This window comes from Bacteroidota bacterium (genome assembly GCA_038746285.1).
In the GTDB taxonomy this organism is placed as follows: Bacteria; Bacteroidota; Rhodothermia; order Rhodothermales; family JANQRZ01; genus JANQRZ01.
On the sequence record JBCDKT010000002.1, the window covers coordinates 46934 to 70435 of the forward strand.

A 23502-nucleotide genomic window follows, 5' to 3' on the forward strand; every position below is an offset into this window, starting at 1 on the left:
AACCGGGCTTCTTCCGGTGAGACGGTGGGCGGCGAGACCCTTTCCGGCTTGCTATTCCGACGTTCTAGCGCAACAACGTCACGCGCGAAGTCTCGGCGAAGCGCTCGGCCGCTCCCGTCGCCGTCAGGCGCACAACGTAAACACCTGCGGGCAGCCCACGCCCATCGAGGCGTGCAGCGTGGTGTCCGGCCTCGTACGGTCCCTTAGCCAGGTCGGTGACTGCACGTCCGAGGAGGTCGTAGAGCGTTAGGCGAACCTCGGCCGCCTCGGGCAACGCGAACGAGACCACTGCTTCGCCCCTCGACGGGTTCGGGGTGACGCCCGAGAGCGCGTAGGCCTCGGGCGGCGACGCCCCCGCTCCTGCCTCAACCTCGACCTCGGACTCACTCGGGCGGCTGTGGCTGTAGAAGAGTTGGTTCGTGGTAGATTTCCGTGTACCGTCGCTATCTCTGGCGCTCAAGCGCAGGCGTAGTCCGGTGACCGAAGAATGGTCGTTGACGGTGAAGTTGCTGAGCGAGGAGGTAGTGCTAGCCTGCACCCAGGCGTTGCACGTCGGGGCGCTCGGGCCGAAGGGGACACCGCCACCATCCTGCTCCACTGCGAGGTTTGCGTCGGAACCAGTTCCTTTGCTGAAGCAGACTGGGCGGGTGCCACCGCAGCCAGGAGGTGGGGTGTTGCAGGTATAGAAATACTCCCACTCGTAGCTGTAGGGGGGTCTGCCCCCGCTGACGCCGGCGGTCCAGACATAGGTCTGTCCGCCCTGCACAATATCGGGGCCATTGATCCTCACGTTCAAACGTCGCACGTTGCGGCTCGGTGGGTTGGCCGATTCTCCTGCCTCATTGAATGCCGTAATGGAGTACGTCCCGTCGGCTCCGTTGAAAGTGTGAGAGGTTGTTTGGGGAGAAACAGTAGCGACTGGTGTACTGCCCCGATAAATCCTGTACCCGGCAGGTCCATTCGCATAGAAGGGGCTCGACGCGTACGTCTGCGGTTCCCACCTCAGTGTTATCGAACCAGACGACGACGAGCCTCTGAGGTTTTTGACCTGCGGAGCAAGCATCTTCAATGGAGCCGGCGGAGGATCCCCGAAATCACATTCTATGATCGGGAAGCCTGGGCATAGCATAGAGTTATATACCTGTCCGACAGAATTTTGGACATCCGCATCTAGCCCATTGTTGAACTCATTCATAAGGTCGAGAGCACCAACAGTGTCAAAGATTGACGCTCCGGTTGTGCGGACGGTCTCGAAGAGGCGGAGTTGATATCCGCTCACATCGTCATTATCACCAGAATCATATCGGAAAGATTCGAAGGCTCCTCCGTTGTAGCCATCGTAGAGATTCCACAGAAGGCAAGCCGTCGCGGAGTTCTCCGGCTCGGTCGTCCGGTAGCTGATCCCGAGGAAGCGCGGCGAATCGAAGGGTCCCCTTTCCAGATTAGAATCGAATACGTTGAGGTCATCTCCGTACTGATCGTTGGCATAGTTCCGCGTGGCAAAGGAGTAGAAAATGGCCCACCCTTCGCGGACATAGCTCTCCCGCAGCCCGTACCGTACAGCATCACGTCCCCACATGTTGTAGCTCGCATAATGACCATACTCGTGTGCGATCGTGTCGAAGGTGACGCCGTTATCTGGATTGATTTGGATTAGCGCGGTAGGCAGCGGATTGTAGAGCAAAAACCTGCCAGGTGCACTCAGGCCTGGTTCCAGATTTACTCGGACTGGAGGAAGCGAAAAAGGCGGGGTGCCTCCGTAGCGCGTAATGGCAAAGTCACGGGCCAATGCCATGTAGCGAAGGATCGCACCGTAGTTCATGTTTACCGTCGCGTCGTCATACCCGCTGACCGTCGTACTGCTGGCGTCAATTGGGAAGGTCGCGCTCTCGGCTAGCGAGAACGTCGCGCGGACGAGTGTGCCGTTGATGTTATAGAGGGCGAGACCACCCGGCGGGGGCACCATGTCGGCGGCGTAGCTGAACGAAGAGGGGACGACGACGATCTGGTCGAACGCGCTGAGATCTCCGTTGAGCGTAAAGTTGAACGAGAAGCGCCCCTCGTCGTCGAGGTCGTCGTACGTCTTATGCCGCACGTCAGGGCCGGCGGGTTTGTAGAGGTAGCTGTAGCTGAAGGGGTCCGACGAGTCACGGAAATAGAGCCGAACGGTAGCATTGTAGAGACCCCGTACTCCAAACTCAGGATCAGGTGTCGGGGTGAGAATTTTCCCGCTAAGGGAGATGGTGTAGGTCGTGCGCCCGCTGCTTTCATCCACGACGTGCTCTTGGTCTAGCGTAGTCCGCTTCTCTTCAGTACCGGGCGCATCCCATGTGTACACCCGAGCCTCTGACGCCTCGCTTTCGACGCTGAGATAGCGCGACGCGCTTGGATGCACCTCAGGCGAAACATCCAGGGCGGCAACGGAGACGGAGACGAGCGAACCGCCAACTCCTTCGACTCTCATGGTACGACGCACTGTTCGGGTCTGTCCTGCGACGAGTTGGACTGGCTGCCGCAAGACCCTCTCGCTGCCCTGATACCCGACGGGGGTGATGGAACCTGGGAAGCGGAGTGTGACCTCGCCGTTCCCACTTACGTGCGCGTGATAGCGAAGCTCAAGCTCGACCGTACTTCCCGCCGTCGGCTCGCCCACGAGGCCGAGGTGCTCGATCTCGACGGCGAGTTCTTCGGTGGGCAACGTGCATCCAGTGGAATCGGCCTCCTGAGCGTAGACCGGGCCAGCACCGGCAGTGCAGAGAAGCAGAAAGGCAAAGGTATAACGAGGTATCATCAGTTGCTGTGTTTTCGGTTGTCGGTTCAGTTGACGTCTTTGAGGACGTAGACGGAGTAGGCTCCGCTCACCCCGCTGCCGGGGAGGTCTACGACCGCGCTACTATAGGCGATGTGTCGACCGTCCGGGCTCCAGTCCGCCGTGAGTTGCACCGAGTGCCCCCCCGCCTCCGTGTTCACATCGAGCACGCGCTTCTGCCACGTCTGCGCGTCCAACACCCCCACCTCCGAGACATCGTTAGCTGCTCCGGCCGCTCGCCATGCCCCGTAAGGGAAGTGGACGTAGAGTACGCGGTCTCCGTTCGGACTGTATCGCAACCACAATCCGTTGACCCGCTGCTCCGACGGATCGAACGCCACGCCGAGCGTATCCACCCGCGCTGCTGCCCCCCCCGCGAGATCGTAGCGCCCGATTATCGGCGGTAGCCTCTCGACGAATCCTTCGCGTTGTCGCTCGCGCGAGATCGGAAAGAGCAACGTTCGCCCGTCCGGGCTGAGGTCGAAGCCGTTGACGGTCTCCGACGGACCAAGTGGCGTGGTGTGCCGGAGCACGAGGCTGTCGCGGCCCGTCGCTGGGTCGAGGAGATAGTAACCCGGTACTTGCTCGGGATCGCCGCCAGTCTGAGAATAGTGGCCGTACGCGTAATAGACTAGTCTCCCTGCGCCGCCGAGCGGACCAGCAGGGAGGTAGACGGCGCTGGAGACGTTGCGCGTAGAGTCAACGAGGAGGCGCGAGGTACCGGCGGCTGTGTCGAACTCGTGGAGCGCACCCGCAGAGCCGTCGGCCCAGTTCGAGCGGACGTACAAAACGCTTTCCCCAGACTCAGCCGCGTGAGCATAGAAACCCCGAGAAGGGCTGGTCAGGCTATTATCCTCCACAACGCGGAAGCTTTCATCAAGCACGAGACGACGAAGCGGGTTCATCGCGAAAAGCCCATCGCGACTCCACGAGACGTAAGCATAGTACCCTCGATCAAACAGATCGTGCTGCGGACAGCATTGGCGCACCTCAACGATGTTTGAGTTGATCTCGGAGTCTTCGTCGAAGACATCGCAGCCTGCGAGTCCGAGACCTAGCAAAGCCAGCAGCAGGAAGTCTATTCGTCCCATGGAGAGGAGCGCGGTTGTAGTTGGTGAGTCGAGACCGTAAACGGTGGGACAGTCAAACCTCTACTGTCCCACCGCCTTCACCGAACTCAAGCAATTAGCGGCGCGATGACGAGCGCGACGACCGCGATCAGCTTGACGAGGATGTTCAGGCTCGGGCCCGACGTGTCCTTGAGCGGGTCGCCCACGGTGTCACCCACGACAGCGGCCTTGTGGACCTCGGTGCCCTTGCCGTAGGTCGTGCCGTCGAAGCTGACGCCGCCCTCGATGCGCTTCTTGGCGTTGTCCCACGCGCCGCCGGCGTTCGACTGGAAGATCGCCATGAGCACGCCCGAGACCGTCACGCCGACAAGCAAGCCGCCGAGCATGTTCTTGTCGATGAACCCGATGATGACAGGAACCGTCACGGCAAGGAGACCTGGCAGGACCATCTCGCGGATCGCAGCCGCGGTCGAGATGTCGACGCAGCGCTTGTGGTCGGCTTTGGCCGTGCCTTCGCGGAGGCCCTGGATCTCGGCGAACTGGCGACCGACCTCCTTGATCATGTCGCCGGCCGCGCGGCCGACGGCACCCATCGCCATCGCCGAGAACACGAACGGCAGCATCGCGCCAAGGAGGACGCCGGAGAGGATGATCGGGTTGGCGACGTTGATCGCCTCGATCCCGGCCTGCTGCATGAAGGCCGCGAAGAGCGCGAGCGCTGTCAGCGCCGCCGAGCCAATCGCGAAGCCCTTGCCGATGGCGGCGGTCGTGTTGCCGACGGCGTCGAGCGTGTCGGTGCGGTCGCGGACCTCGGGCGGGAGCTCGGCCATCTCGGCGATACCACCGGCGTTGTCCGAGATCGGTCCGTAGGCGTCGACGGCGAGCTGGATCCCGGTCACGCTCAGCATCCCGAGCGCGGCAATCGCGATCCCGTAGAGCCCGGCGAAGGAGTACGCCCCGATGATGGCGAGGACGAGGACGAGCGTCGGGCCGCCGGTCGAGTACATCCCGACCCCGAGGCCGGCGATGATGTTGGTCGCCGAGCCGGTGATGCTCTGCTTGGCGATGCCGGTGACGGGCTTGGTGTGGGTCGCGGTGTAGTACTCCGTGATGAGGCCAATCGCCGTGCCCGAGGCGAGGCCGATCACGACGGCGAAGAAGATCTTGAGCGAGGTGTACTCGAACGCGCCGACGATGGGGGTCTCGGCGCTGAACTGGGCCGGGAGCATGAACCCGATGATGAAGAACGACAGGACGGCCATGATAGCTGCCGCGCCGAACTCGCCGATGTTGAGCCCGCGCTGCGGGTTGCCGCCCTCCTTCACCTTGACGAAGAACGAGCCGACGATCGAGACCACGATCCCGACGGCGGCGAGGACGAGCGGGAGGAGCACCGCGCCGAGCGGCATCGCGCCCTCGGCGGCGAGCGTCGGGATGAAGGCCGCGCCGAGCACCATCGTCCCGATGATCGAGCCGACGTAGCTCTCGAAGAGGTCGGCCCCCATGCCGGCCACGTCGCCCACGTTATCGCCCACGTTGTCGGCGATCGTCGCCGGGTTGCGGGGATCGTCTTCGGGGATGCCTTCATAGACCTTGCCCGCGAGGTCGGCCCCGACGTCGGCGGCCTTGGTGTAGATGCCGCCGCCGACGCGCGCGAAGAGGGCGATGGACGAGGCACCGAGCGAGAAGCCGGCGAGGACGTTGATGACCGTCCCGATGCTCTCGGCGAGCATGGCGGTGCTGGAGGTGTCGAGGAACAGGCCCTGGTACACGATGAAGAGCACGCCGAGGCCGAGGATACCGAGGCCGACGACGGAGAGCCCCATCACGAGACCGCCCGCGAAGGCGACGTTGAGCGCCGGGCCGAGGCCGGTCCGCGCGGCGTTCGTGGTGCGGACGTTGGCCTTCGTGGCGACGCGCATCCCGACGAAGCCGGCGAGGGCCGAGCAGAACGCCCCGACGATGAACGAGAGCGCGATCAGCGGCGAGGAGTCGGCGCGGCCCATGTTGGCGAAGGCCAGGAGCGCCGCCACGGCGATGACGAAGATGGAGAGCACGCGGTACTCGCGGCGCAGGAACGCCTGCGCGCCCTCGGCGATGTCGTTGGCGATCTCCGCCATGCGCTCGGTCCCGACGTCCTGCTTGCCGACCCACTGCGCCCGGATGAAGGCGTAGCCAATGGCCAGGGCACCGGCAATCGGGATGAGGAAGGTGAGTAGTTGCTCGTCCATGTGTAGAGTGGTTCTGGGTGAGGGAAAGGGGTTGGATGACGCGTTGTAACGGGCGATGCGTGAGGTTAGGCGTCGCCGAGGACGCCCGACCTCACGCATCACTTCCGGTTGTACCGGTTCATGGCCGCCGTCAGGCCCTCGCGAACGAACGCGAGCGCCGCTTCGGTCGCGGTCGCTACGGCGTCCTCGATCACGGGCTGCTCGTCGCGGCCGAAGGGCGCGAGCACGTAGTCGACCTGCCGGCCGCGCGAGAAGCTAGACCCTATGCCGACGCGCAGACGGGGGAAATTCGACGAATTGAGCCGGTCGATGATGTCCTGCACGCCGTTGTGCCCGCCCGCCGAGCCGCCGGGCCGGAGCCGGACGCGGCCGAGGTCGAGCGCGAGGTCGTCGTAGACCACGAGGAGGTCCTCGACCTCGACGCGGGCGAGGGCGACGAGCTTCCGGGCCGCCGTCCCGCTGCGGTTCATGAAGTCGAGCGGCTTGGCGACGCCGAGCGGCGTCCCGCGGTAGCTCCCCCACGCGCTCGCGAACGGTCCGCCGCCGATCTCGAACGCGAGCCCGGCCTTGCGCGCGACGGCGTCGGCGACCATGAACCCGGCGTTGTGGCGGGTGCCCTCGTAGTCCGGCCCGGGGTTGCCGAGCCCGATGATGATTCGCTTCGCCCGAGGCATTGTCCAAGCGTCGAATGACGAACGACGAGCGACGAACCAGAGAAAGGCTCGTCACTCGCCGCTCGTCGTTCGGACCTCGAATCAGTTGTCTTCGGACTCGCCTTCGGCCCCGGCGTCGGCAGCGGCCTCGGCCTGCTCGCCGTCGGCAGCCTCGGCACCGTCCTCGCCTTCGAGCAGGAGGCCGTCTTCCTCCTCCGGCTCCTCTTCGGCGCGCGGCGCGGTGATGCTGACGACCGTCCGGGCCTCGTCGGTCAGAACTTCGACGTTCTCGACCTCGAGCACGGCGACGTGGACCGAGTCGCCGATCTCGAGGTCGGTGACGTCGACCTCGACCTGGCCGGGGATGTCGCGCGGGAGGCAGCGGATCTCGAGCTCGTTGAGCGGCTGCGAGAGGATGCCGCCCGCCTTGACGCCGGCCGCGATGCCGACGGTGACGACCGGGACCGTCATGTCGAGCGTCTCGCCCGCCGTCAGCGCGAGGAAGTCCATGTGGATCGGCACATCGGTGACCGGGTGGAAGTCGATGTTCTTGACGATCGCGTCGTGCGACTCGCCGTCGACCGTGACCGAGACGACGTGGGTCTCGGCGGTGTAGATCAGCGAGCGCAGGCCGAGGATCGGCACGCGGAAGTGGACCGGGTCGGTGTGCTGCCCGTAGAGCACGCAGGGCACCTCTTCGGCGCGGCGAATGGCTTTGGTGGCGCGTTTGCCGGTGTCGCGCGGCTGCGCGTCGAGCGTGATGGCGTCCATGATGGGTGGCTTCGTAGGCCGGGTTCGTTACGGAATGAACAGCGTGGAGACGGACTCGTCGGCGTAGATCCGGTGGATGGCGTCGGCGAAGTGGTCGGCGACGGAGATCACCTCGATCTTGTCCGAGGTCCGGTGGAGCGGGACGGTGTCGGTGACGAGCAGGCGGCGGATCGGCGAGGCCTCGATGCGCTCGTAGGCCGGGCCGGAGAGGAGCGCGTGGGTCGCCGCCGCCTCGATCGAGAGCGCGCCCGCGTCGAGGAGCGCTTCGGCGGCCGAGACGAGCGTGCCGGCGGTGTCGACCATGTCGTCGAGGAGGAGGACGTTCTTGCCCTCCACCTCGCCGATGATGCGCATCACCTCGGCGACGTTCTGGCGCGGCCGGCGCTTGTCGATGAGGGCGAGGTCGGAGCCGAGGCGTTTGGCGTAGGCCCGCGCCAGCTTGAGCGAGCCCACGTCCGGGGCGACGACGACGAGGTTCTCCGCCGTCCGGTCGCGCAGGTGCTCGATCAGCACCGCCGAGCCGTAGAGGTGATCGACGGGGATGTCGAAGAAGCCCTGGAGCTGCGAGGCGTGGAGGTCCATCGTCAGCACCCGGTCCACGCCGACGGTCGTGAGGACGTTAGCGAGCGCCTTCGAGGCAATCGAGACGCGGGGCTGGTCCTTGCGGTCCTGCCGGGCGTAGCCGAAGTATGGCATCACCGCCGTGACGCGCGCCGCGCTCGCCCGCTTCGCGGCGTCGATCAAGAAGAGGAGCTCCAGCCAGTTGTCCGCCGGCGGCGGCGTCGTCTGGATGATGAAGAGGTCGGTCCCGCGAATCGACTCGTCGTAGCGGACGTAGATCTCACCGTCGGAGAAGTCCTTGATCGTGACGCCGCCGAGTTCCTGGCCGTAGGCGCGGGCGATGGCCTCGGCGAGCGCCGGGTGGGAGCGCCCGGCGAAGAGCGAGATCGGGAGGTCGTTGGGGAACACGAGGTGGGTGCGGGTGGAAACAAAAAAGCCCGCCGGCGAGGACGGAGCGGAGCGGTTGCCCGGGGAGGACTCGAACCCCCACTAACAGGACCAAAACCTGCTGTGCTGCCATTACACCACCGGGCAGGAAGCCGGCGAGCGCGAGCGCCCCGCCTCCATAGACCTCTAAAAATAGCGATCCGCGCCGCCCGCTGTCAACGTCGCTGCGGCCCCCGAATGCCTCTCCGGCGGACCTGGGCTGCGGCATCCGCCCGCTGTACCCTAGTTTGCAGGGCTCGCCCCACCCGCCGCGCCGCCACCCCGTCCCAATTCCTCCGGTCCTCGCCTCGATTTCGCGTCGCCTTCACGCGCTTCCGTCACCGGCCCACCGCTTTCCTCTCCCCGCTCTCCGATGGACGAACGCAACGCCATCGGCGTCGTCGGCGGCCTCGGCCCCTACGCCGGCCTCGACCTCGTCAAGAAAGTCTTCGACAACACCGACGCCTCGACCGACCAGGAGCACCTGCCGGTGGTACTGGTCTCGTACCCCGGCCACTTCCCCGACCGCTCGGCCTTCGTCGCCGACCCGTCGCAACCGAGCCCGGTCCCGGCGCTCCTCAACGTGCTCCGGCGGCTGGACGACGCCGGCTGCGCGATTGCCGGGATGCCATGCAACACCGCTCACTCGCCCGTCATCTACGACCCGCTCCTGGAGACGATGGAGCGTGAGGGCCGGGCGATCCGGCTCGTCAGCATCATCGAAGCCTGCGCCGAGGCCGCGCTGCGGCGCGACGCCGACATCCGGCGCGTGGGCGTGCTCGCCACGAACTCGTCGCTGCAGGGGCGGCTGCACTCGCTGGCCCTAGAGGCGGTCGGGCTGGAGGGCGTGCAACCGGAATGGACCTACCAGGACGAGTACCTGAACCCGGTGATCTTCGACGAGACGTGGGGCCTCAAGGCGCAGAGCGACCCGCCGACCGACGAGGCCCGGAGCCGCCTCCTCGACGGCATCCGCCACCTCCACGCGCGCGGGGCCGACGCCGTCGTCCTCGGCTGCACCGAGCTACCCCTCGCCGTCCCCGAGCCGGCGTTCGAGGGTATCCCGATCATCGACTCGACGAACGCCCTCGCCCGGGCGCTCATCCGGGCCACGCACCCACACAAGCTCAAGCCGCTGCCCGAGGCGCTCGCGGAGAAAGCCGAGGGGTGAATAGGTTCGGCGTGGAGAGCGAGAAAGGTTGGTTCGGCGTGGAGAGGACAGGGGGCCGTCCGTGCCCGGCGCGTCGCACTTTCGGCCGCTCGCTTTCTTCGCTGATACTCTCGACGACTACTGTTCATGACGCGATTCCTCGGCTTTCTCCTTGCCCTCCTCGCCTGCACTGCTGATCCTGTCGCCGCGCAGGTGTGCAACGGCGACATCACGCTCGAAACGCAGGCTGAGGTCGACGCTTTCGACTGCGCTGAGGTGACCGGCAACCTATTTATCGCTGGCTTCTTGGATAATACGAGCATCACAGATCTGTCTCCACTCTCCAACCTCGCCTCCGTCGGTGGAGACATCAACATCTCCGAAAACGACGCGCTCGCCTCGCTCGACGGACTCGACGGCATCGCCTCCGTCGACGGAAACCTCCGCATCTCTCTTAACGACGCGCTCGCTTCGCTCGATGGGCTCGACAACATCACCTCCGTCGGCGGAGGCTTACTCATTGATATCAACGACGCGCTCGCCACGCTCGACGGACTCAGCAACCTCTCTTCCCTCGACGAAGACCTCATAATCATTGGCAACGCCTCGCTTACATCGCTAGACGCACTCGGCAACCTCTCTTCCCTCGGCGAAGACCTCGACATCAGAGGCAACGCCGCGCTCACTTCGCTCGACGGACTCGACAACCTCGACTCCATCGGCCGCAACCTACTCATCGAGTTCAACGCCGCGCTGCGCCAGTGCTCGTGTGGCCTCGCTGGCCTCATCTCCGGCGATCCGCCTACCTTCTCCGGCATCGATGACAACATTACCATCGCGGAGAATGACCCCGATGGACAGTGCAACAGCCCGCAGCAGGTCCTCGATGACATCTGCCCCACCACGGACGCCGAACCGACAGACAACACACTCCCCGAGGCGTTCGTGCTGGAGGCGGTCTACCCGAACCCGTTCGCAGGCGTCGCCACCGTCGGCTTCTCGCTGCCCGAGGCCGCGGCCGTCCGGGTCGTGGTCTACGACGCTGCCGGGCGCGAGGTGGCCGTGCTCGTCGACGGGCCGCTGCCAGCGGGTCGGCACACGGCGTCGTTCGAGGCGGCCGGGCGGGCGAGCGGGACGTACCTCGTGCGCCTGGAAGCCGGTGGGTACCGCGCGACGCAGCCGCTGACGCTCGTGCGGTAGCGCCTCGCAACGGTGCGCAGCCCTTTCGGACCCCCGTTTGACAGGAGGAGCCGCTACATTTACCTATTTTCCCGAGCCATAGCTCTCCCCCGTCATCCCTGCGCAGGCGCTGCCAGGGCTGGGGTGTTCACAGAAGGAAACGATTCTACACCCCCAACCCCGATATGCGTCATTCCCGCGAAGGCGGGAATCTATACCCACCGTTGCTTGGATTCCCACCTTCGTGGGACCGCGCAGCAGCGGAGTAAGCCCATGACGTTGTTGTTGGGGGCGAAGTAGTTTGTGCAAACCTATCCCCACCAGCGCGCAGGCGGGGATCCATGCTACGCCCCACCGTGCCACGCCCCGGCTTCGTCTACCTCCTCGCCAGCCGCCCCAACGGCACGCTCTACATCGGCGTGACGAGCCACCTCGCCCGCCGCGTCTGGGAGCACCGGAACGATCTCGCCGAGGGGTTCACCCGTCGCTACGGCGTCCACCGCCTCGTTTACTTCGAGCGCTACGACAACATCCGCGACGCCATCGAGCGCGAGAAGCGCCTGAAAAAGTGGCGGCGAGCGTGGAAGCTCCGACTGGTCCGCGAGGCGAACCCGGCGTGGGAGGACCTCTACGCGGCGGTGGTCGATTCTGCGGTCCCACCGGAGGGGATGCCGGGCCGGGAGGTGATTATGGGTTCCCGCCTGCGCGGGAATGACAGATAGGCAAAGAAGGCCATAGTCCTGGAAGGCGACGGTCTTGCTCTTGACAAGGGAGACAGCCGCGTGCAGCCTCCTGCGAAGGGATACGTCCCGGAGCAGGTGCAAGCGCGGCGGGGGGTCAGCCTTCCCCGCTCTCCACGCCCCTTTCTCCACCGATTCCCTCCCCTTCCCCGCGGTGGTGCTATATTCCCGCATCATTTTTCCGCGCCCGTCCCCCTCTCCCCTCAGCGCTGCCTATGCAGAGATTGGCTACCGAACGCTTCTAAGTCTCTCCGACCTGTACGATGCTCAAAGAGCGTAGCCGCCTGCTGCAACGCCTCCTGTTCGCCGCCGACCTCGTCCTGATCGCCCTGGCGTGGACGCTGGCGTGGGTGCTCCGGTTCGAACTGCTGACCCCGCCGGAGTGGATCCCGCTGGAGCGCTACCTCGGCTACGTGCCGGCCGTCCTCGTGATTTGGGGCGCGGTCTTTCTGCTGTCCGGGCTCTACCAGACCCGCCGGGCGCAGCGCCTCCCCCTCGTCGTCTTCGCCGTGGCGCGGGCGGTGACACTCGGCCTCTTCGCCTCGGTGGCGGCGGTGTTCTTCTACCGCGAGTTCTCGTTCTCGCGCCTGCACATGCTGGCCTTCGGGGTGCTGACCTCGGCCTTTCTGATCCTGCTGCGGCTCTCGATCTACGCCGCCCTGCGCCGGGCGCGGCTCCGGGGCCACAACCTCCGCCGCGTCCTCGTGGTCGGGGCCGGGCGGGCCGGGGAGCGGCTGGCGAACGCGTTCCGGCAGTACCCCTGGATGGGCTTCGAGGTCGTCGGCTTTCTCGACGACGAGAAGGCCGGCACGCCGGGCGTGCTCGGGACGGTGGACGACTTCGTCGCGGTGATGGACGACCTCAAGGACCGGGGTCAGACCGTCGACCTCGTCTACGTCTGCCTCCCGTCGTGGGCGGCGGGCAAGGTCGAGCGCCTGATCGACGACGCGGCGACGCGCCTCGCGCACGTCTGCCTCGTCCCCGACCTCTTCCAGTTCGAGATGATCCTCAACAGCCGGGTCTCGGACATCGACGGGCTGCCGGTGATCCACCTGATCGACGAGACGCCGTTCGACTTCCGGCGCGTGGTCAAGCGCGGGGCCGACATCGCGTTCTCGCTCGCGGTGCTCACGCTCCTCGCGCCGGTCTTCCTCGTGATCGCCGCCGCCGTCAAGCTGTCGTCGCCGGGGCCGGTGTTCTACCGGCAGGAGCGGATGGGCCTCAACGGACGCTGCTTCGAGATGCTGAAGTTCCGCTCGATGCCCGTCAACGCGGAGGCCGCGAGCGGCGCGGTGTGGGCGAAGTCCGGCGAGAGCCGGGCGACGCCGGTCGGCGCGTTCCTCCGCCGGACGAGCCTGGACGAGCTGCCGCAGTTCCTCAACGTGCTCCTCGGCCACATGTCGGTCGTCGGGCCGCGCCCGGAGCGGCCGGTCTTCATCGACGAGTTTAAGGACCGCGTGCCGCACTACATGCTCCGCCACAAGGTCAAGGCCGGGATTACGGGCTGGGCGCAGGTCAACGGCTGGCGCGGCGACACGTCGATCGAGAAGCGGATCGAGTGCGACCTCTACTACATCCAGCACTGGTCGCTCTGGCTCGACATCAAGATCGTCTTCCTGACGCTGTTCAAGGGCTTCGTCCACGAGAACGCGTACTGAGCCGGGCACCGGGTAGCTCCAGACACGCTGTATGACCGATTCGGCCACGCCCCCTGCGTCCGCACCCGATCCGGCCGGTCTCAACAGGGTCGGCGCGGTCGTCGTCAACTACGGAACGCCGGACCTGACGCGGGCGGCGGTGTGGTCGCTGCGGAGTCACTACCCGGCCCTCCGCATCGCGGTCGTGGAGAACGCCTCGCCGGACGACTCGGCCGAGCAGCTTCGCCGCCTCGCCGCCGAGGCTCCGCCCGTCGACCTCCTCGAACCGGGTGAGAACCTCCACCACGGCCCCGGCCTCGACGCCGGCATCCGTCACCTCGGCACGCCCTGGGCGCTCGTCTTCGACTCCGACTGCATCGCCTACCGGGGCGGCTTTCTGGAGGCCATGCTCGCGGAGGCGGAGGCGCACGACGCCTACATGGTCGGGCAGGTCCACCGCGTGAGCGAAGGCGGCTTCGACCTCGCCGAGACCTCCTCCGAGCGGGCGTACACCTACGTGCACCCGAAGTGCGCGCTCGTCCGCACCGCCCCGTACCTTACCCTCCCGCCCTTTGCGAAGCACGGCGCGCCCTGCCTCGCCAACGAGATCGCCGCCGCCGAGCGCGGTCTGGGGCTGCACCCGTTTCCGGTCAACGACTACGTCTTCCACCTCGGCGAGGGCACCGTCTCGCGCTACGGCTACGGCCTCGGCGCGCGCAGCGTCCTCGGCCGGCTCCGCCACCTTGCTGCTCGCCTTCGGGTCGGCCTCTCCCGCTGAAGACCTCACCCGGTCCGCAGTTACTCCTCATTCGTCGTTCGACACTCGTAGCTCGCCACTCGACATGATCTACCTCACGAACGTCTCGGTCGCCTTCGGCGGGCAGGTCGTGCTCGACGGGCTGACGTGGGCCGTCCGGCCGGGCGTCCGCACGGGCCTTGTCGGGCCGAACGGGGCGGGGAAGTCGACGCTCCTCCGGGCGATCGCGGGGTCGCAGCCGGTGGACGGGGGCGAGGTCTCGTTCGAGGGCGGGACGACGGTGGGCTACCTCACGCAGGACGTGCAGGAGATGCCGGGCGAGACGACCGTCCTCGACGCCGCGCTGGGCGCGTTCTCGGACGTGCTCGACGCCGAGCGGGCCGTCGAGGACCTGACGCGGGAACTGGAGGCGATGAACACCGACGGCGCAGACCACGCCTCCGACGCCTACATGAAGCGCGTCGAGCGCCTCACGCGCGCGCAGGCCGACCTCGACCGGATGGAGGGCCACCTGATCCGGCCCAAGACCGAGTCGGTCCTCTCCGGGCTGGGCTTCGAGGCCGACGACATGGAGCGCCCGCTGCGGACGTTCTCCGGCGGCTGGCGGATGCGCGTCGCGCTTGCCCGGCTCCTCCTCCAGAACCCGTCGGTCCTCCTCCTGGACGAGCCGACCAACCACCTCGACATCGAGTCCATCGACTGGCTCGAAGGCTACCTCAAGAGCTACCCCGGGGCCGTCGTCCTCGTCTCGCACGACCGCTACTTCCTCGACCGAATGGTGACGAGCATCGCCGAGCTCTACGCGGGCAAGGCGACGGAGTACGCGGGCAACTATGCTTTCTATCTAGAAGAGCGGAAGGAGCGGCGGGCGCTCCAGCAGGCGGCCTACGACAACCAGCAGCGCGAGATCGCCCAGATGGAGCGGTTCGTCGAGCGTTTTCGGGCGAAGGCCACGAAGGCTTCGCAGGCGCAGAGCCGGATCAAGATGCTGGAGAAGATGGAGCGCATCGCCCCGCCGCCGAGCGAGGAGGCCGCGATCCACTTCCGCTTCCCCGAGCCGCCGCGCTCCGGCCGGTCCGTCCTCGACGTGTCCTCGTTCTCGAAGACCTACCCCAACCCCGAGGGCGGCACGATCGAGGTCTTCGATGACGCCGGCCCGCTGCTCGTCGAGCGCGGCGACAAGATCGCCCTCATCGGGAAGAACGGCGCGGGCAAGTCGACGCTCGCCAGAATTCTCGACGGGCAGGAGCCGTTCGAGGGGACCCGCGAGGTCGGCTACCAGGTCCAGCCCGCGTTCTTCGCCCAGCACCAGGCCGACACCATCAGCCACACCCTGACGGCACTCGACGCCCTGCGGGAAGTCTCGCGCGGGCAGACCGAGACCGAGCTTCGGTCGCTCCTCGGCGCGTTCCTGTTCCAGGGCGACGACGTGTTCAAGACGGTCGGCGTGCTCTCCGGCGGCGAGCGCTCCCGCCTCGCCCTCGCCCGGACGCTCCTCTCCCCCGCCAACTTCCTCATCCTCGACGAGCCGACGAACCACCTCGACATGGCGAGCAAAGCCGTCCTCGTCGAGGCGCTCCGGCAGTACGCCGGGACATTCGTCGTCGTCAGCCACGACCGCCACTTCCTCGACCAGATCGTGACGAGTGTGTGGTGGGTCGACCACCGCGGGCTGCGGGTCTACGACGGCAGCTACTCCGACTTCGTCTGGCAGCGCGAGAAGCAGGGGCAACCGACCAGCGCTTCAGGCGATGGGCAGGCCAGCGCGCCGCCACGGCCCGCCGCCTCGAAGCCGAAGCCGTCGGGCGGCAAGAAAACGAAGGAGCAGAAGCGCCGCGAGGCCGAGGAGCGCAACCGGCTCTACCAGGCGATGCAGAACGGCAAGAAGCCGGGCACGATTGAGGACCCGAAGCTGCTCGCTCGCCTCGTCGAGAAGCTGGAGAACGAGGTCGCGGCGAAGGAGGAGGAGAAAGACGCGCTCGAAGCCAAGCTCGCCGACCCGGCGTTCTACCAGCAGGCCGAGGCCTTCCAGGAGACCATGCGCGCCTTCGGCGAGGTCGAGGCCGAGCTAAAGGACCTGATGAAGCGCTGGGAAGACGCCGCCGCCAAGCTCGAAGCCGCGAGCGCCTGACCTCAGCCACGTACTGCTTCCCAGAACGCGCGGGGGGTCAGGATGCGCAGAGCATCCACCTCGTCCTGCACGTCCAGCAAGTCCTTGTCTCCCGTGACGAGCACCTCGGCTTCCGCTGCCAGCGCCGAGGCCAGCACCCAAGCGTCGTCTATGTCCCGCACTTCGATCCCGGTCGGCTCTGTCGGCCTTGGTTCGACCGGGTACCGTCGGAGTAAGACTTCGATTTCGCCAACTCGCCTTGCGGGAAGACCGAATTTGTCAAGCAGCACGCGCCGAAGCTCGGTCAGCACGACTTCGGCCAGAACCAGATCGTGCTCGGCCATGACATGCCGGACAACATCCGCGCTCAGCCCTCGCGTGGCGAAACCGCTCACGAGCACGTTCGTGTCGAGGAAGACCCTCACGAGACATCGCGAAAGACATCCTCGTCGGTCAGGTAGCCGCGCGCCTCGGCGAACGGCATCACCTGCTCGCGCAGTCCCTCGAACGCCAGGAGCGCAAGCTGCCGCCGGAGGGCGTCGCGGACCACTTCGCTCCGGCTCCGCCCCGAACGCCGGGTGACATCGTCGAGAAGTTGTTCGAGGTCCTGGTCGAGGCGGACGGTGACGGCTGAAGTCATGGCACCACGGAGTTGTATACAGAGCTGTATGACGGTGTATTACAGATAGCACGGGCGGGCGTTCTCGTGGTTCCACTCGTCCTCCAAGCCGCGAGTATCTGAGCGCGCCTTCGGAACGCGGCCCCGCGCTGCTCGTTGCTCTGAGACACGCTCCCCCAAACCGATGGCCGACTCGATGAAAGGGCTCGGCGGGCGCAACCTGCCCCCCTACTGGGACCGCTTCGACCGACTCCAGCGCACGGCGGGCCAGCTCCTCGGCGCGCGCGCTGCCCCTCGGGGCGTCTTCCGGTTCGCCACCCACGCCGAGGCTGACGCATGGAACCAGACCCACCGGCGTCCTCCACCCCCTGCTCCCCCTTCTGTCATGACCCGTCGCATCGAACCCGGCCCCGGCCAAGAGTCCGTCTGGGACTACCCCCGTCCGCCCGCGCTCGAACCGGTCGCCGAGCGCGTCCGCGTCGAATTCGGCGGCGAGACGATTGCCGACACCACGCGCGCGCTCCGCATCCTGGAGACGAGCCACCCGCCGACGCTCTACCTCCCGCCGGACGACATCCGCCTAGAGTTCCTCACCCGGACGGCCCGCACGAGCGGCTGCGAGTTCAAAGGCCGCGCAGTTTATTTCGATGTCGAGGTGAACGGGCAGCGCGCGGCTGCCGCCGCTTGGAGCTACCCCGAGCCCGCCCCGCGCTACGCCGACCTCAAGGACCACCTCGCGTTCTATCCGAGCCGGATGGACGCCTGCTGGATTGGCGACGAGCGCGTGCAGGCGCAGGAGGGCGACTTCTACGGCGGATGGATCACCTCGAAGGTCGTCGGCCCGTTCAAGGGCGCGCCGGGGACATGGGGCTGGTGAGGCATACAGCCAACGAAAGACGAGGGCGGTTCATAAACGATGCGGCGCCCTTGTCTCAAGGCCGTATGAACAGAAGGCCACTTGCTCCGTTGAGAAGCTCTCTCTATGTCATCTCGACCGAGCGCAGCGAGTGGAGAGATCTCTGATGAGGCCACAGTTGGACCCACTAGAGATCCCTCGACTTCGCTCGGGATGACCCCTTCTTACAGCTTCTCAACAGAGCAAAGGCCACTCAGCCGCGCGAGCTCACGGGGTTCGGGCAAGCAACGTAGGTGCCGACGCTACAGAGAACCCACCACTCTCACGCCTCACGTCGGCCTGTAGTGGTGGGTTCTACCGCACGGAAGGAAATGGCAAGAGTGTGGTTGAGCAAATCCCCGCTGCCATCCAACTGGAGCAGCACCCGCTCGATCACCTCCTCGCTAAGCTTCGACACCACGATCATGTGCCGGACGCCGAGGTGGAGCCTCACCTCCGTTCCCTCGACCAAGTCGCCGACGAGCGCCAGCCGGCCGGGATCGAAGAAGAAGCACCACCGCTCGCTTCCGTCGTCCATCGTGACGAGGACCTCGACCGCGCCCGTGCTCAGTTGGTCCAGTGGTTCTTCGATCCGAAACGATTGCAGGGATGGCAAAGCGCAGTGCGGTAGAGCCCATGATTATCGGCACGAATGGGAAGTTATCAGGCCCCGAGGCGCGATAACGCGACGCGCGCTGCTCAGACGGTGCTGCGGCTGCCGTACCAGACGATGGCGAGGAGTAGGACGATGGGCACGATGATGCTGGCCACCGGCATCCATTCGAGGCCTATGCCGACCGGCACGTCGGTGGCTTGGGCGAGGACGAAGGGCATGAGATCGGAGAGAAAGGTTGGGCAGGAAGATACGCGGCGCTACCTCGCAGGCTCCATACATGCGGCCACCACCTCGCGCAGGGCGTCGCGCCAGGACGGTGGGGCAATACCCCAGACGTCGGTCAGGCACGACGTGTCGAGCCGGGCGTCGGCCGGGCGACGGGCTGGGGTCGGGTAGGCGCTCGTCGGGATCGGCTCGGCGCGCTCGGCGCGGACCGAGCCGTGCCGCCGGGCTTCTTCGACGACCGCTTCGGCGAGGCCGTGCCAGGTCGTCGCAGGCATCCCGGCGAAGTGAAACGTTCCGTGCGGTGCATCCGGGTCGGTGGCGAGACGCTCGGCGATCTGCAACGCAGCGCGGGCGAGGTCGGCGGCGGCGGTCGGGGTGCCGTGCTGGTCGGCGACGATGCGCAGGGCATCGCGCTCGCGGCTGAGGCGAAGCACCGTTTTGACGAAGTTGTGCCCGTGCGCGCTGAAGACCCAGCTCGTGCGGAGGACGACGTGCCGGTCGAGGCGGGCGCGGACGGCCTCCTCGCCGGCCCACTTGCTCTGTCCGTAAATCCCGAGCGGGTTCGCCTTGTCGTCCTCCGTGTAGGGCGCGCCTTTCGTCCCGTCGAAGACGTAGTCCGTCGAGACGTGGAGGAGCGGGATGCCCGCCTCGGCGCAGGCGTCGGCCAGGTACGCCGGGCCGTCGCGGTTGACAGCGAAGGCGGCCTCCGGCTCCGACTCGGCGCGGTCCACCGCCGTGTAGGCCGCCGCGTTGAGGACGACTGTCGGCGCATGCATCTCCATCGCCTGGCGCACCGCCTCGCGGTCGGTGATGTCCAACCTGGCGCGCGTCAGCCCGATGACCCGGTCCCCGCCGGCCCGCACCAGCTCGCGCCCGAGTTGACCACCTGCTCCGGTAACGAGAACGGTCACGGCGCGCCCGTCAGCACACCCTCGACGTGGGGCAGGTCTTCCGGCTCTAGCTCGGCGAGCGTCGGATGCTGCCGGTCCCGGTCCGAGAGGATCGGCTCGGCGATGGGCCAGTCGATGCCGAAGGCGGGGTCGTCCCAGCGGAGGCCGCCCTCGTCGTCGGGGCGGTAGAGGTCGGTGCACTTGTAGAACACATCGGCCTGGTCGGAGAGGGCGCAGAAGCCGTGCGCGAAGCCGGGCGGGACCCAGAGCTGCCGCCCGTTCGCCTCGGATAGTTCAACGGCGACGTGCTGCCCAAACGTCGGCCCCGGCCGCAGGTCGACGGCCACGTCGAAGATGGTGCCGCGCACGACCCAGAGCAGCTTGCCCTGCGGATACCGCTTCTGGAAGTGCAGTCCGCGCAGCACGCCTCGCTTCGAGCGCGAGAGGTTGTCCTGCACGAAGTCCGCGTCGAGGCCGTGCGCCCGGTACCGGTCGGCGTGGTAGCACTCGCGGAAGGCCCCGCGCGCATCCTCGAACACGCGCGGCTCGAAGAGGAGCAGGCCGGGGAGGTGTGTTTCAGTCGTGGTCATTCGTCTCGGAGACGACGGACAGTGGAACAGTCGTCAGCGCAGCGGCCGGGGATAGCTACGAGCGTCGAGCAGCGAACGGCGAACGGGACGTTCACTCGTCGTTCGTAGCTCGTCACTCGGCGTTTACAACAGCCCTAGAAGGTACTCCCCGTACGCGCTCTTGGCGAGGGGCTCGGCGAGCGCTTCGAGCCGGGCGGCGTCGATGTAGCCCATCCGGTAGGCCACCTCCTCGGGGCAGGCGATCTTCAGCCCCTGCCGGCTCTCGACGACCTCGATGAAGTGGGCCGCTTCGAGCAGCGCCGCGTGCGTCCCCGTGTCGAGCCACGCCGTCCCCCGTCCCAGCGTTTCTACGCGGAGATCGCCGCGCTCCAGGTAGGCCCGGTTGACATCGGTGATCTCCAACTCGCCCCGATCCGAAGGCGCGAGGGTGCGGGCGATGTCCACGACGGCGTTGTCGTAGAAATACAGCCCCGTCACTGCGTAGTTGGAGGTCGGGCGCGCCGGCTTCTCGGTAATGTCGATGGCCCGGCCGGTGTCGTCGAACGTGACGACGCCGTAGCGCTCAGGATCGCGGACGCGGTAGCCGAAGACGGTTGCGCCCTCGGCCTGCTGCGCGGCGCGCTGGAGCCGCCCCGAGAGACCCTGCCCGTAGAAAATGTTGTCGCCGAGCACGAGCGCCACCCCGTCGCCGCCGATGAAGTCCTCGCCGAGCAGAAACGCCTCGGCGATGCCTTTCGGCGCGGGCTGCTCAGCATAGGAAAAGACCATACCCCAGGACGCACCGTCGCCGAGGAGCCGCTCGAACAGCGGGAGGTCGCGGGGCGTCGAGACGACGAGGACCTCGCGGATGCCCGCCAGCATCAGGGTCGAGAGCGGGTAGTAGACCAGGGGCTTGTCGTAGACCGGCATGAGCTGCTTGCTCACGGCGAGCGTCAGCGGGTAGAGCCGGGTGCCGGCCCCGCCGGCGAGGATGATGCCTTTCATGAGAGCGGACGTGGGGAGGAGCAAAAGCGAGGAAGATAGCGTGGCGGCACCCCACGCCTCCGCGGCGAATCCTGATCCTCTTCCGCTCTTCTCACCCTCCGCTCTTCCGCTCTGTCAGGCCGTGGCCTGCTCGGCGACCGCCTCGCGGAAGTAGTCGAGCGTGCGGCGCAGCCCGTCGGCACGGTCCACCTGGGGCGACCAGCCGAGGACCTCGCGGGCCTTCGTGATGTCGGGCTGCCGGACCTGGGGGTCGTCGGCCGGGAGCGGCTGGTAGGTGATCGCCGAGTCCGAGCCGGTGAGCGCCACGACTTCTTCGGCGAACGCCTTGATCGACAACTCGTCCGGGTTGCCGATGTTGACCGGCTCCGCCTCGTCGGACATCAGGAGCCGGTGGATGCCCTCGACCAGGTCGTCCACGAACTGGAAGGACCGCGTCTGGCTGCCGTCGCCGAAGACGGTGATCGGCTCGCCGCGCAGGGCCTGGCCCATGAAGGCCGGCAAGGCCCGCCCGTCGTCGAGGCGCATCCTCGGGCCGTAGGTGTTGAAGATGCGGACGATCCGCGTCTCGACCCCGTGGACCCGGTGGTAGGCCATCGTCATGGCCTCAGCGAAGCGCTTGGCCTCGTCGTAGACCCCGCGGAAGCCGACCGGGTTGACGTTGCCCCAGTAGGTCTCCTGCTGCGGGTGCACCTCGGGGTCGCCGTAGACTTCGCTCGTGGACGCGAGCAGGAAACGCGCCGCCTTCGCCTTGGCGAGGCCGAGCAGGTTGTGGGTCCCGAGCGCGCCGACCTTCAGCGTCTGGATCGGCAGCTTGAGGTAGTCGATTGGCGAGGCCGGGCTGGCGAAGTGGAGGATGTAGTCCAGGTCGCCCGCGACGTAGACGTAGGTCGACACGTCGTGGCGCACGATCTCGAACCGCTCGTGCCCGACGAGGTGGGCGACGTTGTCGGGGTTGCCCGTGATGAAGTTGTCCATGCAGACGACCTCGTGGCCCTCGGCGATGAAGCGGTCGCAGAGGTGGGACCCGAGGAAGCCGGCACCGCCGGTGATGAGCGTACGGGGCATGGGGTCAGATTACAGAGGACAGAAGACGGAGGACAGCGAACAGAAACCTGTCTTCTGTCCTCCGTCCTTTGTCTTCCGGATCAGGCTTGGCCGTTCTGCGCGACCGCGTCGCGCCTGGGGGCCACGAACGGGCGGCCGACGGAGTGGTACTCGAAGCCGGCCTCGGCCATGCGGTCGGTGTCGTAGAGGTTGCGCCCGTCGAAGATCAGCGGCTCGGCGAGCAGGCGCTGCATCCGCTCGAAGTCCGGGCGGCGGAACTCGGGCCACTCGGTGCAGATCAGGAGCGCGTCGGCGCGGACGAGGGCGCTGTACGAGTCGGCGGCGTAGGAGACCGAGCCGCTGCCCAGGTCGCCTTCGCCGAGCACGTCGCGCGTCGTCTCGATGGCCTCGGGGTCGAAGGCGACGACCTCGGCCCCGCGCTCGGTGAGGGCGCGGATGATGACGTGGGCCGGGGCCTCGCGCACGTCGTCGGTGTTGGGCTTGAAGGCCAGGCCCCAGACGGCGAAGCGCTTGCCCGAGACGTCGCCGCCGAAGTGCTCGACCACGCGCTCGGCCATCAGGCCGCGCTGCCGGTCGTTGACGCGGAGGACGGACTCGAGGATTTCGAACGAGTAGTCGTTCTCGTTCGAGGTCCGGGCGAGGGCCTGCACGTCCTTGGGGAAGCAGCTTCCACCGAAGCCGATCCCGGCGTAGAGGAACTTCGGCCCGATGCGGCTGTCGGTCCCGATGCCGTGGCGCACCTTGTCCACGTCCGCGCCGACGCGCTCGCAGACGTTCGCGATCTCGTTCATGAACGTGATCTTGGTCGCCAGGAGCGAGTTGGCGGCGTACTTCGTCATCTCGGCACTTTTCTCGTCCATCACAATGATGGGGTTGCCGGAGCGGACGAACGGCTCGTAGAGCTGCGTCATCAGTTCGGCGGCCTGCTCGCTGTCGGTGCCGATCACGACGCGCTCGGGCTTCATGAAGTCCTCGACGGCGACGCCCTCGCGCAAAAACTCGGGGTTCGAGACGACGTTGAAGTCCGTGCCCGCCGTCAGGCCGCGCTGCTCCATGATCTCGGTCACCTTGTCGGCGGTCCCGACGGGCACCGTGCTCTTGTCGACGATCACGCGGTAGCCCCAGTCGTTAGCCTTGAGGAGGTCGGCGATGTCGCCGGCAACGCCGAGGACGTAGGAAAGGTCGGCCGAGCCGTCCTCGCCGGGCGGCGTCGGGAGCGCGAGGAAGAGGATGGTTGCGGCCTCGACGGCGTCGGCGAGGTTCGTGGTGAAGGTCAGGCGCTCCTCGCGGAGGTTGCGTTCGAGGAAGCGCTCGATGCCGGGCTCGAAGAGGGTCAGCTCACCTCGGCTCAGCTTCTCGACTTTACGCTCGTCGATGTCCACGCAGATGACGTCGTTGCCCATCTCGGCGAAGCACGCGCCCGAGACGAGGCCGACATAGCCGGTACCGATGACTCCGATTTTCATAGCAGGTGCAGGTGCGGTCAGAAGTGGAGGGCCTGCGCGCACGCAGGCGACCTCGTGC

At 66.8% G+C, this 23502-nt stretch carries 22 protein-coding genes and 1 tRNA gene; 7 read left to right on the forward strand and 16 right to left on the reverse strand.

Annotated features, from left to right (window positions below):
* Positions 1-64: 64 nt before the first annotated feature.
* The 7 genes from AAGI91_01015 to AAGI91_01045 form a co-directional block, all read right to left on the reverse strand.
* Positions 65-2698, reverse strand: a complete 2634-nt coding sequence (locus AAGI91_01015) for a T9SS type A sorting domain-containing protein (protein ID MEM1041187.1) — start codon at positions 2696-2698, stop codon at positions 65-67.
* A 119-nt stretch (positions 2699-2817) separates the two neighbouring features.
* Complete coding sequence (locus AAGI91_01020) at positions 2818-3900, reverse strand: hypothetical protein (protein MEM1041188.1); 1083 nt, start codon at positions 3898-3900, stop codon at positions 2818-2820.
* Between the two features lie 86 nt (positions 3901-3986).
* On the reverse strand, positions 3987-6110 hold the full coding sequence (locus tag AAGI91_01025) for a sodium-translocating pyrophosphatase (protein MEM1041189.1): 2124 nt from the start codon (positions 6108-6110) through the stop codon (positions 3987-3989).
* 98 nt (positions 6111-6208) lie between these two features.
* On the reverse strand, positions 6209-6784 hold the full coding sequence (gene pth / locus AAGI91_01030; protein MEM1041190.1) for an aminoacyl-tRNA hydrolase: 576 nt from the start codon (positions 6782-6784) through the stop codon (positions 6209-6211).
* 81 nt (positions 6785-6865) lie between these two features.
* On the reverse strand, positions 6866-7534 hold the full coding sequence (locus AAGI91_01035; protein ID MEM1041191.1) for a 50S ribosomal protein L25: 669 nt from the start codon (positions 7532-7534) through the stop codon (positions 6866-6868).
* A gap of 27 nt (positions 7535-7561) precedes the next feature.
* Positions 7562-8503, reverse strand: coding sequence for a ribose-phosphate pyrophosphokinase (locus AAGI91_01040; GenBank protein MEM1041192.1), 942 nt, complete (start codon positions 8501-8503; stop codon positions 7562-7564).
* A 55-nt stretch (positions 8504-8558) separates the two neighbouring features.
* A tRNA-Gln gene (locus AAGI91_01045) sits at positions 8559-8629 on the reverse strand.
* 265 nt (positions 8630-8894) lie between these two features.
* Here AAGI91_01045 and AAGI91_01050 point away from each other — a divergent pair.
* The 6 genes from AAGI91_01050 to AAGI91_01075 all read left to right on the forward strand — a co-directional run bounded on the left by AAGI91_01050 (position 8895) and on the right by AAGI91_01075 (position 16115).
* On the forward strand, positions 8895-9692 hold the full coding sequence (locus AAGI91_01050) for an amino acid racemase (GenBank protein ID MEM1041193.1): 798 nt from the start codon (positions 8895-8897) through the stop codon (positions 9690-9692).
* 126 nt (positions 9693-9818) lie between these two features.
* Entirely contained in the window at positions 9819-10871 is a 1053-nt protein-coding gene (locus AAGI91_01055; protein MEM1041194.1) for a T9SS type A sorting domain-containing protein, read from the forward strand.
* Between the two features lie 320 nt (positions 10872-11191).
* A complete protein-coding gene (locus AAGI91_01060; GenBank protein MEM1041195.1) occupies positions 11192-11572 on the forward strand; it encodes a GIY-YIG nuclease family protein in 381 nt (126 codons plus the stop codon).
* A gap of 281 nt (positions 11573-11853) precedes the next feature.
* Positions 11854-13248, forward strand: a complete 1395-nt coding sequence (locus AAGI91_01065; GenBank protein ID MEM1041196.1) for an undecaprenyl-phosphate glucose phosphotransferase — start codon at positions 11854-11856, stop codon at positions 13246-13248.
* A 31-nt stretch (positions 13249-13279) separates the two neighbouring features.
* Positions 13280-14005 (forward strand): glycosyltransferase, encoded by a 726-nt coding sequence (locus AAGI91_01070; GenBank protein ID MEM1041197.1) that lies wholly within the window; start codon positions 13280-13282, stop codon positions 14003-14005.
* Positions 14006-14069: 64 nt separating this feature from the next.
* Positions 14070-16115 (forward strand): ABC-F family ATP-binding cassette domain-containing protein, encoded by a 2046-nt coding sequence (locus AAGI91_01075; GenBank protein MEM1041198.1) that lies wholly within the window; start codon positions 14070-14072, stop codon positions 16113-16115.
* A gap of 2 nt (positions 16116-16117) precedes the next feature.
* Here the strand turns inward: AAGI91_01075 and AAGI91_01080 are convergent, their stop codons facing one another.
* Both AAGI91_01080 and AAGI91_01085 read right to left on the reverse strand, forming a co-directional pair.
* Entirely contained in the window at positions 16118-16519 is a 402-nt protein-coding gene (locus AAGI91_01080; protein ID MEM1041199.1) for a putative toxin-antitoxin system toxin component, PIN family, read from the reverse strand.
* On the reverse strand, positions 16516-16734 hold the full coding sequence (locus AAGI91_01085; GenBank protein MEM1041200.1) for a ribbon-helix-helix domain-containing protein: 219 nt from the start codon (positions 16732-16734) through the stop codon (positions 16516-16518). The genes AAGI91_01080 and AAGI91_01085 overlap by 4 nt, the downstream gene beginning before the upstream one ends.
* Positions 16735-16897: 163 nt before the next feature.
* On the opposite strand from AAGI91_01085, the gene AAGI91_01090 reads away from it, so the two are divergent.
* On the forward strand, positions 16898-17590 hold the full coding sequence (locus tag AAGI91_01090) for a DUF427 domain-containing protein (protein ID MEM1041201.1): 693 nt from the start codon (positions 16898-16900) through the stop codon (positions 17588-17590).
* Between the two features lie 301 nt (positions 17591-17891).
* Here the strand turns inward: AAGI91_01090 and AAGI91_01095 are convergent, their stop codons facing one another.
* The 7 genes from AAGI91_01095 to AAGI91_01125 form a co-directional block, all read right to left on the reverse strand.
* Complete coding sequence (locus tag AAGI91_01095) at positions 17892-18224, reverse strand: hypothetical protein (protein ID MEM1041202.1); 333 nt, start codon at positions 18222-18224, stop codon at positions 17892-17894.
* Positions 18225-18307: 83 nt separating this feature from the next.
* Positions 18308-18442: a hypothetical protein gene (locus AAGI91_01100; GenBank protein ID MEM1041203.1), complete on the reverse strand. Its 135-nt coding sequence runs from the start codon at positions 18440-18442 to the stop codon at positions 18308-18310.
* A 39-nt stretch (positions 18443-18481) separates the two neighbouring features.
* A complete protein-coding gene (gene rfbD, locus AAGI91_01105) occupies positions 18482-19360 on the reverse strand; it encodes a dTDP-4-dehydrorhamnose reductase (protein MEM1041204.1) in 879 nt (292 codons plus the stop codon).
* On the reverse strand, positions 19357-19929 hold the full coding sequence (gene rfbC, locus AAGI91_01110; protein MEM1041205.1) for a dTDP-4-dehydrorhamnose 3,5-epimerase: 573 nt from the start codon (positions 19927-19929) through the stop codon (positions 19357-19359). Before rfbC ends, rfbD begins: the two co-directional genes overlap by 4 nt.
* A gap of 123 nt (positions 19930-20052) precedes the next feature.
* Positions 20053-20913, reverse strand: coding sequence for a glucose-1-phosphate thymidylyltransferase RfbA (gene rfbA, locus AAGI91_01115; protein MEM1041206.1), 861 nt, complete (start codon positions 20911-20913; stop codon positions 20053-20055).
* A gap of 114 nt (positions 20914-21027) precedes the next feature.
* Positions 21028-21978, reverse strand: coding sequence for a UDP-glucuronic acid decarboxylase family protein (locus AAGI91_01120; GenBank protein MEM1041207.1), 951 nt, complete (start codon positions 21976-21978; stop codon positions 21028-21030).
* An 80-nt stretch (positions 21979-22058) separates the two neighbouring features.
* The gene (locus AAGI91_01125) at positions 22059-23444 is read right to left on the reverse strand and encodes a UDP-glucose/GDP-mannose dehydrogenase family protein (protein ID MEM1041208.1); all 1386 of its coding nucleotides are present in this window, start codon (positions 23442-23444) and stop codon (positions 22059-22061) included.
* Positions 23445-23502 lie beyond the last annotated feature (58 nt).

Bases quoted from the DNA above. Each gene is read 5' to 3' on its own strand.
- AAGI91_01020 (MEM1041188.1), bottom strand. From the start codon at position 3,900: ATGGGACGAATAGACTTCCTGCTGCTGGCTTTGCTAGGTCTCGGACTC.
- AAGI91_01025 (MEM1041189.1), bottom strand. From the start codon at position 6,110: ATGGACGAGCAACTACTCACCTTCCTCATCCCGATTGCCGGTGCCCTG.
- pth (MEM1041190.1), bottom strand. From the start codon at position 6,784: ATGCCTCGGGCGAAGCGAATCATCATCGGGCTCGGCAACCCCGGGCCG.
- AAGI91_01035 (MEM1041191.1), bottom strand. From the start codon at position 7,534: ATGGACGCCATCACGCTCGACGCGCAGCCGCGCGACACCGGCAAACGC.
- AAGI91_01050 (MEM1041193.1), top strand. From the start codon at position 8,895: ATGGACGAACGCAACGCCATCGGCGTCGTCGGCGGCCTCGGCCCCTAC.
- AAGI91_01055 (MEM1041194.1), top strand. From the start codon at position 9,819: ATGACGCGATTCCTCGGCTTTCTCCTTGCCCTCCTCGCCTGCACTGCT.
- AAGI91_01060 (MEM1041195.1), top strand. From the start codon at position 11,192: ATGCTACGCCCCACCGTGCCACGCCCCGGCTTCGTCTACCTCCTCGCC.
- AAGI91_01065 (MEM1041196.1), top strand. From the start codon at position 11,854: ATGCTCAAAGAGCGTAGCCGCCTGCTGCAACGCCTCCTGTTCGCCGCC.
- AAGI91_01070 (MEM1041197.1), top strand. From the start codon at position 13,280: ATGACCGATTCGGCCACGCCCCCTGCGTCCGCACCCGATCCGGCCGGT.
- AAGI91_01075 (MEM1041198.1), top strand. From the start codon at position 14,070: ATGATCTACCTCACGAACGTCTCGGTCGCCTTCGGCGGGCAGGTCGTG.
- AAGI91_01085 (MEM1041200.1), bottom strand. From the start codon at position 16,734: ATGACTTCAGCCGTCACCGTCCGCCTCGACCAGGACCTCGAACAACTT.
- AAGI91_01090 (MEM1041201.1), top strand. From the start codon at position 16,898: ATGGCCGACTCGATGAAAGGGCTCGGCGGGCGCAACCTGCCCCCCTAC.
- AAGI91_01100 (MEM1041203.1), bottom strand. From the start codon at position 18,442: ATGCCCTTCGTCCTCGCCCAAGCCACCGACGTGCCGGTCGGCATAGGC.
- rfbC (MEM1041205.1), bottom strand. From the start codon at position 19,929: ATGACCACGACTGAAACACACCTCCCCGGCCTGCTCCTCTTCGAGCCG.
- rfbA (MEM1041206.1), bottom strand. From the start codon at position 20,913: ATGAAAGGCATCATCCTCGCCGGCGGGGCCGGCACCCGGCTCTACCCG.
- AAGI91_01120 (MEM1041207.1), bottom strand. From the start codon at position 21,978: ATGCCCCGTACGCTCATCACCGGCGGTGCCGGCTTCCTCGGGTCCCAC.
- AAGI91_01125 (MEM1041208.1), bottom strand. From the start codon at position 23,444: ATGAAAATCGGAGTCATCGGTACCGGCTATGTCGGCCTCGTCTCGGGC.